The sequence below is a fragment of the Actinomycetospora atypica genome, assembly GCF_042653685.1.
In the GTDB taxonomy this organism is placed as follows: Bacteria; Actinomycetota; Actinomycetes; order Mycobacteriales; family Pseudonocardiaceae; genus Actinomycetospora; species Actinomycetospora atypica.
In genome coordinates, this window is record NZ_JBHSIV010000040.1 from 1 (window position 1) to 11,099 (window position 11,099).

The window sequence follows — 11,099 nt, forward strand, 5'->3', positions numbered from 1 at the left end:
GCCGCGAGGGACGCGTCGAGCCGGGCGATCGCGACGGGGTCGGGCACCGGGACCCGACCGGCGGCGTCGCGGGCGCGCTCGTCGGCGGTCACGGCAGCGGGCGCGGCCGCGACGCGGGGCCGGGGGGTGCCGTCGTCGAGCCGGTCGAGCGGGCCGCCCGTGCGCACCGCCACGCCGACCCGGGCGTCGACGGCCGCGACCACGCCGTCGGTGGTGAAGGAGACCGACGAGGAGTCGGCGCTCACCACGGTGCCCTCGGAGCGGACGTCGGCGACCACGCTCCCCCGCGTCACGGGCACGGTGGCGGGGCGCGGCGGGGCGTCGCCTCCGAGGACCGCCAGACCGCCCGCGGCGAGGACCGCCAGGACGACGACCGCGCCGAGGACCGCCGCGCGCCGGCGGCGGGGCCGCCGCACGGGACGCGTCGGCGGCGCGTCGAGAGTCCCCGCGGCGGCCATTTCCCGGACGGTAATGACCGGACGGGCCGCCGCCGGGGACGCGGACGACGTTCGGCGTGTCACCCGGCCGGGTGAGCCCCGCGGCGTCCCGGTGAGGCCCGCCGGGGAGCCGGGCCTGCCCGTTCGCACGGTCCGGAACCCTGTCGACCCGCACCTGCGTCGACGCCGCCGACCGGTCTCCGCACCTACGGATCATCGTCGGGACCTGCGGAGATCACGCTCACGTGCACCGCCGCGACGTGGTTATCGTGGCGGTGATGACGATCCTCGACCTCGGCGTCCCCACCGTCCCGGGGACGTCCGACACCGCCGCCGACCGCCCCGACGACTCCCGGCTGACCGACCGCTTCGGCCGCGTCGCCACCGACCTGCGGGTCTCGCTGACCGACCGGTGCAACCTGCGCTGCACCTACTGCATGCCCGCCGAGGGCCTGGAGTGGATGCCGACGGAGGAGGCACTGACCGACGAGGAGGTCGTCCGGCTGGTGCGCGTCGCCGTCGAGCGCCTCGGCGTCCGCGAGATCCGCTTCACCGGCGGCGAGCCGCTGCTGCGCCGCGGCCTCGAGGACATCGTGGCCGCGACCACCGCGCTCGAGCCGCGCCCCGAGACCTCGGTGACCACCAACGGTCTCGGCCTGGTGCGCCGCGCGAAGGGCCTCGCCGCCGCCGGGCTCGACCGGGTCAACGTCTCGCTCGACACGCTGCGCCCGGAGCGCTTCGCCGAGATCACGCGCCGCGACCGGCTCGCCGACGTCCTCGCCGGCCTCGCCGCCGCCCGCGACGAGGGCATGACCCCCATCAAGATCAACACGGTGCTGATGCCGGGCCTGAACGACGACGAGGCGCCCGACCTGCTGGCCTGGGCCCTCGAGGAGGGCTTCGAGCTGCGGATCATCGAGCAGATGCCGCTCGACGCCGGGCACTCGTGGCAGCGCGACCGCATGGTCACCGCCGACCAGATCCTCGCCTCGCTGCAGACGCGGTTCCCGCTGCGGCCCGACCCGGCCGAGCGCGGTGGCGCCCCCGCCGAGCGCTTCCTCGTCGACGGCTGGGAGCGCCCCGGGGGCGGCCCGGCGCGCGTCGGGGTCATCGCCTCGGTCACCCGGCCGTTCTGCGGCAACTGCGACCGCACGCGGCTCACCGCCGACGGCCAGGTGCGCACCTGCCTGTTCGCCCGCTCGGAGAACGACCTGCGCGGTCTCCTGCGCGGCGGCGGCTCCGACGAGGAGATCGCGACCGCCTGGCGGGTGGCGATGTGGGGCAAGAAGGCCGGCCACGGCATCGACGACCCCGGGTTCCTGCAGCCCGACCGTCCCATGAGCGCGATCGGGGGCTAGCCGTGACCAGTACCGACATGACCAGTACCGACACGAGGACCGTCACCGTGACGGTCCGCTACTTCGCCGGGGCCAAGGCCGCGGCGGGCACCGCCACGGAGCGCCTGACGACGCCGGCGGGCACCACGATCGACGACCTCGTGACGGCGATCGCCGCCGACCACGGCGAGGCCCTCGCCCGGGTGCTGGCCGCCGCGTCGTTCCTGCTGGACGGCACCGCGGTGCACGCCCGGGACGAGGCGCTCGCCGACGGCGCGACCGTCGACGTGCTGCCGCCCTTCGCGGGCGGCTGACCGGCCCGGCACCCTGGCGGCCCGGCCCCGCGGTCCCCGACGATGTGCGGGTGTCACGGGTGGGCCTGCTCCTCGTCCTGGTCGCGCTGCTCACCGGCTGTGCGGCCGGGGCCCCGCCGCTGATCCCGGTCACCCCGCTCGGCGCCCTGCGCCTGGAGGGCGACGCCCGCGCCGCGAACCCCTGTTCCCTGCTCGACCCCGGCCTGTTCGCGAGGGAGGTCGAGCCCGTGCCCGTCCGCGGTGACGGGATCGGGTCGTGCCGGTTGCGGGGCCGCGCCCCGGACGGCCACCTGCAGGCTCTCGACGCGGCCTTCGACTCGACCGCGGCGACCACCTACGCCCCGGTCGAGCCCCCGGAGCCGGCGGGGACGGCGACCGTCCTGCGGCCCGCCCCGGTCGACGACGTCTGCCGCCGGGTCGTGGCGCTCGCCGACGGGACGCTCGCGGTGTTCTCCGGGCGCGGCGACGCCGGCGGGTCGTGGGTGGCCGACTGCGACGTCGCGGAGCAGGGCGCCCGGGCCGGGCTCCGGCGGCTCGCCACCGGCGGGATCACCTACTCTCCCGGCTGGAACGCCTCCGGGGGGCTCGCCGGCGTCGACGCCTGCGCGGCACTCGGCGACCCGTCCGGCCTGCTGGGCCTGATCGATCCCCCGCGCTACCCCGGGTTCGCCGGGTGGCGCTGCCTGGTCGGCCTCCCCGAGCCCGGCGGGACCGCGGCGTGGATCGACTTCGTGGTCGTCGATCCGCAGAGCCCCGCCCCCGGCGGCGGACGCACCACGATCGGCACCACGCCCGCCGTGGTGCAGCCCTACGCGGGACAATTCTCCCCGGGCTGCCAGGCCTACCTCGACCGTGGACCGGTCGGCCCGCCCGATCCGGCGCAGCGGCAGACGGTCCGGCTGACGATGGAGAGCCCGGGCCCGGCGGACGTCACGTGCGACCGGCTGCGCACGCTGGCGGCCGACGTGGTGACCCGGCTCGGGTGAGCGCAACGGACGGGCGGGGCGGGGTGTTCTCCCGGACATGACGGTCGTGCACGAGACGGGGATCGGCCCGCTGTACCTCGACGCCTCCGACGACGGGCTGACGCTGGTCGGCTTCACGGAGCCCGCGGTGTCGTCCGGAGCGGGGCCGTCCGGAGCGGGGTCACGCGCGGTGCTCGACCTCGCCCGCCGGGAGATCGACGCCTACCTCGCCGGGACGCTGCGGGCGTTCACCGTGCCCGTCGACCTCACCGGGCTCCCCGCGGCCCACCGGCGGGTGCTGCACGGCCTCGACGACGTGGGCTGGGGAGCGACGATCACCTACGGGGACCTGGCGCGGAGAGTCGGCCTGCCGGTGACCGACTCGCGCCGCGTCGGCGGCGCCATGGCCCGCAACCCGGTGGCGGTCGTCGTCCCGTGCCACCGCGTGGTGGGCGCCGACGGGTCCCTCACCGGCTACGCCGGGGGCCTGGCGGTGAAGCGGACCCTGCTCGACCTCGAGGCCGCCGACGCGATGCTCTTCTGACCCTCAGCCGGGCATGGTGTTGACCGCGTGGTCGAGGGCGGCCCACAGGTACTGCGTCGCGTAGGCGCGGTAGGGCCGCCACGCCTCGGCCGCGGCGACGAGGTCGCGGTCGCGCTCCGGCAGCCCCAGCTCCCTCGCCGCGACGCGGATGCCGAGGTCGGAGGGCAGGAACGCGTCGGGGTCGCCGAGCGCGCGCATGGCGACCGAGTCGACGGTCCAGGGCCCGATCCCGCGCAGGGCGCCGAGCTGGGCGCGGGCGTCGGCGGCGGCGAGGTCGACGCTGCCGTCAGCGAGCGCCGCGACGAGCCCGCGCAGGGTGCGCTTGCGGCTCGCCGGCATGCCGAGGTCGTCGTCGGTGAGCGCGGTCAGCTGGTGCGGGGTCGGGAAGAGGTGGGTGAGCGTGCCACCGGCCAGGTCCGCCGGGAGCGGGGCGCCGAAGCCGCGGACGAGCCGGGCGGCGTGGGTGCGCGCGGCCGCCGTCGACACCTGCTGGCCGAGGACCGCCCGCACGGCGAACTCGTCCGCGGAGGGGCTGCCCGGGACGCGCCGCCCGGGCGCGGCGTCGACGAGCGGGCGCAGCACGGGGTCGGCGCGCAGCGTGCCGTCGACGGCCGCGGGGTCGGCGTCGAGGTCGAGGACGCGACGCGCGAGCGCGACCGCCGCGGCCTCGTCGTCGGGACGGCCCAGGTGCAGCTCGGCGGGCACCACCCCGCCCGCGGGCGGGGGCAGCACCAGCACCCCGGGGCCGCCGGGGAGCCGCACCGTGCGCCGGTAGGCGCCGTCGCGCCACTCCTCGACGCCCGGCACCGCGGTCGCGACGAGGTGGCCCCAGAGGTTGTCGGGGCACAGTGGTTCGCGGAACTCCAGGGAGACGCGGCGGACGCTCGACCCCGGCACACCGGTCAGCCTCCCACGCCCTCGTCGAGCAGGGAGCGCAGCATCCGGCGCATCGCGGCGCGCTCCTCGCCCGACAGGCGGGCCTGGAAGCGGTCGTCGCAGGCGGCGAGGACGTCCGACGCCCGGGCCCGGAGCGCCTCGCCGGCGGCGGTGAGCGTGACGAGGTTGGCGCGCCGGTTCGCGGGGTCCACGGTGCGGCGCACGAGCCCGCGCGCCTCGAGCCCCGCGAGCAGCGAAGCACCGGTGGTGCGGTCGACGTGCAGCTCCCGCCCCAGGTCGATCTGGCTGCGGGGCGAGCGGTGGGCGAGCAGCTCGAGGACCCCGTACTCGCGCCCGCTGATCCCCTCGTCCCGCAGCGCCGCCTCGCCCATCTCCTCGGCGCGCGCCGTGGCGAGCCGCAGCAGGAACGCCGTGCGACCCGCGAGGGATTCGGGCAGATCGCCCACGGCGCAGCTCCTGTCCGCTATCGTCAGCCCGACTGACAATCGGTTCGGGGGACACCATCATGCGCATCCTGGTCACCGGCGCCAGCGGCTTCGTCGGCGGTGCCGTGGCGGCCGCGGCGCTGGCCGCCGGTCACGAGGTCGTCGGCCTGGTCCGCGACCCGGCCCGGGCGCGGCGGGCCGCCGGGGCCGACCTGCGCCGGGGCGACATGACCGAGCCGGCCACCTACGTCCCGCTCGTCGACGAGGTCGACGCGGTGGTCCACGCCGCCCAGAAGGCGGTCGGCGGGCGCCTCACCCGCCGGCGCGCCGAGGAGATCTTCGCGGCCGACGCGCTGATGACCTCCGAGCTGGCCACGGCGTGCCGGGCGGGCAGGAAGCGCCTGGTCTACACCGGGGGCTGCTTCGACTGGGGCGACCGCGGCGAGGAGTGGATCACCGAGGAGACGCCGCTGACGCCGTCGCCGATGGGCATCGGGCACGCCCGGCAGGCCCGCCTGCTCGACGCCATGGCCGACCTCGACGTCGTCCGGGTCTCGCCCGGCTTCGTCTACGGGCCGGGCGGGCTGTTCGCGCAGGCCTTCGTCGACCAGGCCCGCGCCGGGCGGCTGCGCTGCATCGGCCGCGGCGGCAACTGGTGGAGCGCGGTCCACGTGGACGACCTCGCGCAGGCCTACCTGGCGGCGTTGACCACCGCGCCGCCGCGCAGCGCCTACGCGATCGCCGACGACGAGCCGCTGCGCCTGCGCGAGCTGACCGACCTCACCACCGACGCCCTCGGCCTGCCCCGCACCGGGACCGCGCCGCCCGCGCTGATCTCGCTGTTCCTCGGGCCGGTGCTGGTGCGCAGCCTCGTCACCTCCTTCCGCATCGACGCCTCCCGGTCCCACCGGGAGCTCGGATGGCAGCCCGCCCACCCGCGGTTCCGCGACGCCGTCGCCGAGGTGGTGGCGCAGACCCCGGCGTGAGTGGCCGATGGATCCACGACCGGTCGGCCGGGCCCGGCCTACCGTGCGGGCCATGGAGCCCCGTCCCGCCGCCCTGGGCCTCGTCGTCAGCGACATGGCCGCCTCGCTCGCCTTCTACCGCGCCCTCGGACTCGACGTTCCCGACGAGCCCGAGGGTCACGTCGAGATCCCCTTCGGCGGCCTGCGGCTGATGCTCGACTCGGAGGCGACGATCGCGTCGTTCGACCCCGGCTTCACCCCGCCGGCGGGCGACGGGCGGATCGGGCTCGCGTTCGAGTGCTCCTCCCCCGCCGAGGTCGACGCCGCCCACGCCCGGCTCACCGGCGCCGGGTACCGCAGCCACCTCGACCCGTTCGACGCCTTCTGGGGCCAGCGCTACGCGACGGTCCTCGACCCGGACGGGATCAGCGTGGACCTCTTCGCCGCACTGTGACCTCCGACCGAGTGGGCGCTCACTGCTGTCGCGACCGCCCTCGAGGCCCACTCGGTGCGACGAGCGCGGAGGGCGTCCGGCCGGTGAGCGCCCGGACCTCGCGGGCGAGGTGCTGCTGGTCGACGTAGCCGGAGTCCGCGGCCACGTCGCCCCACGCCCGGCCGTCCCGACGACGGGTCACGGCGCGCTGCAGCCGCAGGACGCGGCCCAGGTGCTGGGGGCCGTAGCCGAAGCGGGTGAGGCAGCGGCGGCGCAGCGTGCGGGCGGACAGGTCGAGCCGGTCGGCGATCGCGGCCACCGGCACCCCGCGATCGGACGCCTCGAACACGAACCGGGCCCAGCGGTCGTCGGGAAGGTCGCGCAGCCGCCCGCGCAGCCAGGTCCCGACGTCGCCCACGGGCCCGACGACGTCCGCGAGCGGCACCACCCGGTCGGTCAGCTCGTCGGCGGGCACGCCCAGCACCAGCGGGCCGAGCCCGTGGGAGAACCGGACCCCGGAGTACCGGCCGTCGCCGACGTGCTCGCGGGCCACCGCGTCGGGTCCCGCGACCACCGCCTCGCCGTCGGGCCGCACGATCACGTCGAGGCAGCCGTCCGGGAGGATCAGCGCGGGGCCGGCGGCGTGGCGGGTCCACGTGTGGGCGTAGCCCTCGTGAGCACTTCGGGGGGTCATGACCCCCCTTTCTGCTCACCAGCCGTAGGCACCTTGAGGTCGACGACGATCCCCGCGTGGTCGGAGGGCCAGACCCCGTCGACGGGGCCGTGGCCGAACCGCGCGACGCGCCCGATCCGCACGGGCACCCGCCCCCGGCCCGCCCCGAGGAGCACGTGGTCGATGCGCGCGGGCGGGGAGCCGCTGGGAGCGACGTAGGGGTTGTCCGGGCCCCAGGTCGCCTCGTCGGGGTCGGCGGCCCAGCGCCGGGTGTTCACGAGCAGCAGGCCCGGCTCGGCGGGAGCGGTGAGGTGGCCCTCGATCAGGCGCATCTCGTCGGAGTCGGCCTGGGCGTTGAAGTCGCCCATCACCACCGGGGGCAGGTCGGCCGGCGGGGCCTCGACCACGCGCCGGGCGATCACGCGGACCTGCTCGATCCGGCTCGCCGACCCGATCAGCGACGAGTCCAGGTGCACCGACCAGACGGGGCACGACCCGGCCGGGGTGTCGACGACGACCTGGTGCAGCACCCGCGACCACGGCTCGAGCCCGGCGGGCAGGCCCTCGGTGTGCGCGTCGCGGACCGGCCACCGGGCGAGCACCGCGTTGCCGATGCCGTACGGCGGGCCCTCGAGCCGCCGCGACCACCCCGAGGGGTCGGGCGAGGCACCGAACGCGGCGTGCATCCCGAGGTCGGCCGCGAGCTCGGTGCCGAGGTCGGTGTCGTCGGAGGACCACACCTCCTGCAGCGCGATCACGTCGGCGTCGAGCTCGCGCAGCGCCGCGAGGATCGCGGGCCGGCGCCGGTCGGGGTCGCCGAAGCGGTACCAGAGGTTCCAGGTGGCGACGCGCAACCTCATCCGCCCACCGGGCCCTCGGGTCCGGCTCCGCTGCGCTCCGCGTCCACCACGTCCCGGTAGCTCCGGAACCCCGCCACCGACTCCGCGGCGAGCACGGCGTCGGCGACCGCACGGGTCACCACGTCCGCCCCCACCGTGAGCAGCGCCTGGAGCCCGGCGAGGTCGGGCGCGGGGCGTTCGCACTCGGCGAGCCCGAAGAGGGTGTCGCCGTCGGTCATGCCGTGCACCGGCCGGACCGCCCGGGCCAGCCCGTCGTGCCCGACGGCGGCGAGCTTCGAGCACTGCGCCACGGTGAGCGTCGCGTCGGTCCAGACCACCCCGATCGTCGTGTTCAGCGTCGGGGGCGCGGCGGCCGAGCGCAGGCGCCCGAGCAGCGCCGCGCGGTCGTCGGGAAGCTCCGGCGGACGCCGGTCGTCGTCGGTCAGGTGCCGGGCCGCCCACAGCTCCCCGGTGCGCGGGTCGACGGCCGAGCCGGCGGCGTTCACGACGACGAGGGCGGTCACCCGGCCCGCGTCGGTCGCCGCGGTGGCCGTACCGACCCCGCCCTTGAGCCCGCCGACGACCGCCCCGGTGCCCGCCCCGACGACGCCCGCGGGGCCCGGCCCGTCGGCGGCCGCCGCGTACGCCTCGGCCCCCAGGGCGGCGTCGGGCCGCGCCCGGAAGTCGCCGCCGCGCCCGAGGTCGAACACGACGGCCGCCGGCACGATCGGGACCACCTCCCCCGGGCCGCCCACGCGGAACCCGATCCCCGCGTCGCCCAGGGCGTCCATCACGCCGGTGGCGGCCGCGAGTCCGTAGGCCGAGCCGCCGGAGAGCACGACGGCGTGCACGCGGTCGACGAGCGTGCGGGGGTCGAGGGCGTCGGTCTCGCGGGTACCGGGGCCGCCGCCGCGGACGTCGACGCCGGCCACGGCCCCGTCGGGCCCGGGCAGGAGCACCGTGGTGCCGGTCAGGGCGCCGTCGCCGAGGCGCTGGGCGTGGCCGATGCGCATCAGATCGTCCCCTCGGTGACGAGCTCGTCGACCTGGGCGGCGGAGAGCCCGAGCTCGGCGTAGACCTCGTGGTTGTCGGCCCCGAGGGCCGGGCCCGCGCGGCGTACCCGGGCAGGGGTGCCGGCGAAGGTGGGGACGACGCCGGGGCCGAGGACGTCCTCGTCGAGGCGTTCGTCGTGGTGCGGGACGATCATGTCGCGGGCCAGGAACTGCTCGTCGGTGACCACCTCGGCCACCGTGTTGATCGGCCCGACGATGACCCCGGCCTCGTCGAGCACCGCGCGGACCTCCTCGGCGGCCCGCGCGGCCACCCAGGCGGCGACGATGCCGTCGATCTCGTCCTGGTTCCGGCCCCGCGCGACGTGGTCGACGAAGCGCTCGTCGGTCGCGAGCTCGGGGCGGCCCATCGCGGCGCAGAGCCGCCGGAAGACGCTGTCCTGGTTGGCCGCGACCACCATCCAGAGCCCGTCGGACGACCGGTAGATGTTCGAGGGCGCGATCCCGTCGAGCCGGGTGCCGCCGGGCCGGCGGACCTTCCCGAGCTTGTCGTACTCGGGGATGGCCGACTCGAGCACCGACAGGCAGGCCTCGGTGATCGCGATGTCGACCACCTGGCCCTTCCCGGTGACCGACCGGGAGTAGAGCGCGGCGAGCACGCCCTGGACCGCGACCATGCCGGCGAGCGAGTCGCCCAGGGAGACCGCGGTGCGCGGCGGCGGCTGGTCGGGGTAGCCGTTGATCCCGCGCAGGCCGCTCACGGCCTCGGCGACGGAGGCGTAGCCCGGCTTCGAGGCGTACGGCCCGGTCTGCCCGTAGCCGGAGACCCGCCCGAGGACCAGCCCGGGGTTCACCCCGGAGAGGACGTCGTAGGCCAGGTCCCACCGCTCGAGGGTGCCGGGCCGGAAGTTCTCGACGATGACGTCGGTCCGCTCGACGAGCCGCAGGAACAGCTCCCGGCCGCGCTCGGTGCGCGGGTCGAGGGTGATGCAGCGCTTGTTGCGCCCGATGACGGTCCACATGAAGTGCTGGCCGCGGTAGGCGCCCTGTCCCCACTCGCGCAGGGGGTCGGGCCGCCCGGGTGGCTCGATCTTGACGACGTCGGCGCCGTAGTCACCGAGGATCCGGGCCGCGAACGGCCCCGCGATGATCGTGCCCATCTCCAGTACCCGCAGTCCTGCGAGCGGCCCTCCCGGGGTGAGCGGAGCGACGGGGGATGGCGACGCGGTCATGCCCGGCATTCTTGCCGGAACGTCCGCAGGGCACCCCCACGGGAGTGGGGGTGCCCTGCGGACGGAGGGGATCAGCGCCGGGCGAGGCGGATGATCAGCAGGATCAGGGCCAGGACGCCGACGCCGCCGGCCACCGGGAGCAGCCGCTTCTGCAGCGCGCCCGAGGACGCCTCGAGCAGGTCGATGGCCTCGGCCTGCTGGCGCTTGGGCTTCGGCGCCGACTGCACCGGACGGGGGCCGGCCCCGCTCGCGGGCGAGGCACCGGGCTTGGCGGCGCTGTCGGAGCTCTGGCGCGCCTCCGCGACGGTGGACGCCATGGGGGCGGCCTCCGGGGCGCCGGACCCGGACGCGACCGGGGTCGGGGCGGCGGGCTGCGAGACCGGCGTGGCCGCGGGCGACACGGGCTCGGCGCCCGAGGACACCGGCGCGGCGGTGCCGTTCGACTGCGACGCCGAGGCCGGCTGGGCCTCCGGCGCGGGCGCGTCGGCGAACTCGTCGGCGAGGCAGGACGCGAACTGGCCGAGGATCTTGTCGCCCACGTCGGCCATGACGCCGCGGCCGAACTGCGCCGGCTTGCCGGTCACCTGCATCTCGGTGAGGACGGTGACCTTCGTCTGGCCGTTGCCGGCGTCGACCATCGTCAGCGTCGCCTTGGCCGAGGCGGTGCCGTTGCCGCGGGAGTCGCGGCCCTGGGCGTCCACGACGACCTTGTGGTTGGCCTTGTCGCGCTCGACGAAGGTGCCCTTGCCCTTGTAGGTCATGGAGATCGGGCCGAGCTTGACCTTGACGGTGCCGGTGAAGTCGTCACCGTCCTGGCCGGTCAGGGCGGCGCCCGGGAAGCAGGGGGTGACCTTCTCCGGGTCGTTCATGGCGTCGTACACGGTGTCGATGTGGACCGGGACGGTGAACGAGTTCTCGAGTTGCACTGGCTTTCCTCCAAGCACTGGGCGGACACATGCGCGAGGCCCGTCCCCGCAGGTAGGGGACGGGCCTCACGGTGCTGCGTGAACTGTCGTGCTGTCCGCTGG

General features: G+C 76.5%; 14 protein-coding genes. 6 read left to right on the forward strand and 8 right to left on the reverse strand.

Annotated elements, in window-relative coordinates; all coding sequences use genetic code 11:
* The coding region (locus ACFPBZ_RS25285) for a hypothetical protein (RefSeq protein ID WP_378038884.1) at positions 1-458 on the reverse strand (458 nt) is incomplete at its 3' end.
* 257 nt (positions 459-715) lie between these two features.
* On the opposite strand from ACFPBZ_RS25285, the gene moaA reads away from it, so the two are divergent.
* Genes moaA through ACFPBZ_RS25305 form a run of 4 tightly spaced genes read left to right on the forward strand, consistent with a single transcriptional unit; the run spans position 716 to position 3,597 of the window.
* On the forward strand, positions 716-1,795 hold the full coding sequence (gene moaA, locus ACFPBZ_RS25290; protein WP_378038885.1) for a GTP 3',8-cyclase MoaA: 1,080 nt from the start codon (positions 716-718) through the stop codon (positions 1,793-1,795).
* Between the two features lie 17 nt (positions 1,796-1,812).
* A complete protein-coding gene (locus tag ACFPBZ_RS25295) occupies positions 1,813-2,088 on the forward strand; it encodes a MoaD/ThiS family protein (RefSeq protein WP_378038886.1) in 276 nt (91 codons plus the stop codon).
* A gap of 50 nt (positions 2,089-2,138) precedes the next feature.
* Positions 2,139-3,074: a hypothetical protein gene (locus tag ACFPBZ_RS25300; RefSeq protein ID WP_378038887.1), complete on the forward strand. Its 936-nt coding sequence runs from the start codon at positions 2,139-2,141 to the stop codon at positions 3,072-3,074.
* A 37-nt stretch (positions 3,075-3,111) separates the two neighbouring features.
* Positions 3,112-3,597, forward strand: a complete 486-nt coding sequence (locus ACFPBZ_RS25305; RefSeq protein ID WP_378038888.1) for a methylated-DNA--[protein]-cysteine S-methyltransferase — start codon at positions 3,112-3,114, stop codon at positions 3,595-3,597.
* A 3-nt stretch (positions 3,598-3,600) separates the two neighbouring features.
* Here the strand turns inward: ACFPBZ_RS25305 and ACFPBZ_RS25310 are convergent, their stop codons facing one another.
* Positions 3,601-4,494 carry a DNA-3-methyladenine glycosylase family protein gene (locus ACFPBZ_RS25310; RefSeq protein WP_378038889.1) on the reverse strand — a complete coding sequence of 298 codons (894 nt, stop codon included), beginning with the start codon at positions 4,492-4,494 and terminating at the stop codon, positions 3,601-3,603.
* A gap of 5 nt (positions 4,495-4,499) precedes the next feature.
* Positions 4,500-4,940 (reverse strand): MarR family winged helix-turn-helix transcriptional regulator, encoded by a 441-nt coding sequence (locus tag ACFPBZ_RS25315; RefSeq protein ID WP_378038890.1) that lies wholly within the window; start codon positions 4,938-4,940, stop codon positions 4,500-4,502.
* 59 nt (positions 4,941-4,999) lie between these two features.
* Here ACFPBZ_RS25315 and ACFPBZ_RS25320 point away from each other — a divergent pair, with 59 nt between their 5' ends.
* Together ACFPBZ_RS25320 and ACFPBZ_RS25325 are read left to right on the forward strand one after the other, a co-directional pair.
* The gene (locus ACFPBZ_RS25320) at positions 5,000-5,905 is read left to right on the forward strand and encodes an NAD-dependent epimerase/dehydratase family protein (protein ID WP_378038891.1); all 906 of its coding nucleotides are present in this window, start codon (positions 5,000-5,002) and stop codon (positions 5,903-5,905) included.
* 52 nt (positions 5,906-5,957) lie between these two features.
* On the forward strand, positions 5,958-6,338 hold the full coding sequence (locus ACFPBZ_RS25325) for a VOC family protein (protein WP_378038892.1): 381 nt from the start codon (positions 5,958-5,960) through the stop codon (positions 6,336-6,338).
* Positions 6,339-6,357: 19 nt separating this feature from the next.
* On the opposite strand, the gene ACFPBZ_RS25330 is transcribed toward ACFPBZ_RS25325, so the two are convergent.
* From ACFPBZ_RS25330 to ACFPBZ_RS25350, 5 genes are all read right to left on the reverse strand, one after another.
* On the reverse strand, positions 6,358-7,011 hold the full coding sequence (locus ACFPBZ_RS25330) for a helix-turn-helix domain-containing protein (RefSeq protein ID WP_378038893.1): 654 nt from the start codon (positions 7,009-7,011) through the stop codon (positions 6,358-6,360).
* Positions 7,008-7,850 carry an endonuclease/exonuclease/phosphatase family protein gene (locus ACFPBZ_RS25335; protein ID WP_378038894.1) on the reverse strand — a complete coding sequence of 281 codons (843 nt, stop codon included), beginning with the start codon at positions 7,848-7,850 and terminating at the stop codon, positions 7,008-7,010. Before ACFPBZ_RS25335 ends, ACFPBZ_RS25330 begins: the two co-directional genes overlap by 4 nt.
* Positions 7,847-8,842, reverse strand: a complete 996-nt coding sequence (locus ACFPBZ_RS25340; RefSeq protein ID WP_378038895.1) for a P1 family peptidase — start codon at positions 8,840-8,842, stop codon at positions 7,847-7,849. Before ACFPBZ_RS25340 ends, ACFPBZ_RS25335 begins: the two co-directional genes overlap by 4 nt.
* Complete coding sequence (locus tag ACFPBZ_RS25345; protein WP_378038896.1) at positions 8,842-10,071, reverse strand: CaiB/BaiF CoA transferase family protein; 1,230 nt, start codon at positions 10,069-10,071, stop codon at positions 8,842-8,844. The genes ACFPBZ_RS25340 and ACFPBZ_RS25345 overlap by 1 nt, the downstream gene beginning before the upstream one ends.
* A gap of 71 nt (positions 10,072-10,142) precedes the next feature.
* The gene (locus tag ACFPBZ_RS25350; RefSeq protein WP_378038897.1) at positions 10,143-10,997 is read right to left on the reverse strand and encodes an SRPBCC family protein; all 855 of its coding nucleotides are present in this window, start codon (positions 10,995-10,997) and stop codon (positions 10,143-10,145) included.
* Positions 10,998-11,099: the final 102 nt, after the last annotated feature.

Bases quoted from the DNA above. Each gene is read 5' to 3' on its own strand.
- ACFPBZ_RS25320 (WP_378038891.1), top strand. From the start codon at position 5,000: ATGCGCATCCTGGTCACCGGCGCCAGCGGCTTCGTCGGCGGTGCCGTG.
- ACFPBZ_RS25325 (WP_378038892.1), top strand. From the start codon at position 5,958: ATGGAGCCCCGTCCCGCCGCCCTGGGCCTCGTCGTCAGCGACATGGCC.
- ACFPBZ_RS25330 (WP_378038893.1), bottom strand. From the start codon at position 7,011: ATGACCCCCCGAAGTGCTCACGAGGGCTACGCCCACACGTGGACCCGC.
- moaA (WP_378038885.1), top strand. From the start codon at position 716: ATGACGATCCTCGACCTCGGCGTCCCCACCGTCCCGGGGACGTCCGAC.
- ACFPBZ_RS25335 (WP_378038894.1), bottom strand. From the start codon at position 7,850: ATGAGGTTGCGCGTCGCCACCTGGAACCTCTGGTACCGCTTCGGCGAC.
- ACFPBZ_RS25295 (WP_378038886.1), top strand. From the start codon at position 1,813: ATGACCAGTACCGACACGAGGACCGTCACCGTGACGGTCCGCTACTTC.
- ACFPBZ_RS25305 (WP_378038888.1), top strand. From the start codon at position 3,112: ATGACGGTCGTGCACGAGACGGGGATCGGCCCGCTGTACCTCGACGCC.
- ACFPBZ_RS25340 (WP_378038895.1), bottom strand. From the start codon at position 8,842: ATGCGCATCGGCCACGCCCAGCGCCTCGGCGACGGCGCCCTGACCGGC.
- ACFPBZ_RS25345 (WP_378038896.1), bottom strand. From the start codon at position 10,071: ATGACCGCGTCGCCATCCCCCGTCGCTCCGCTCACCCCGGGAGGGCCG.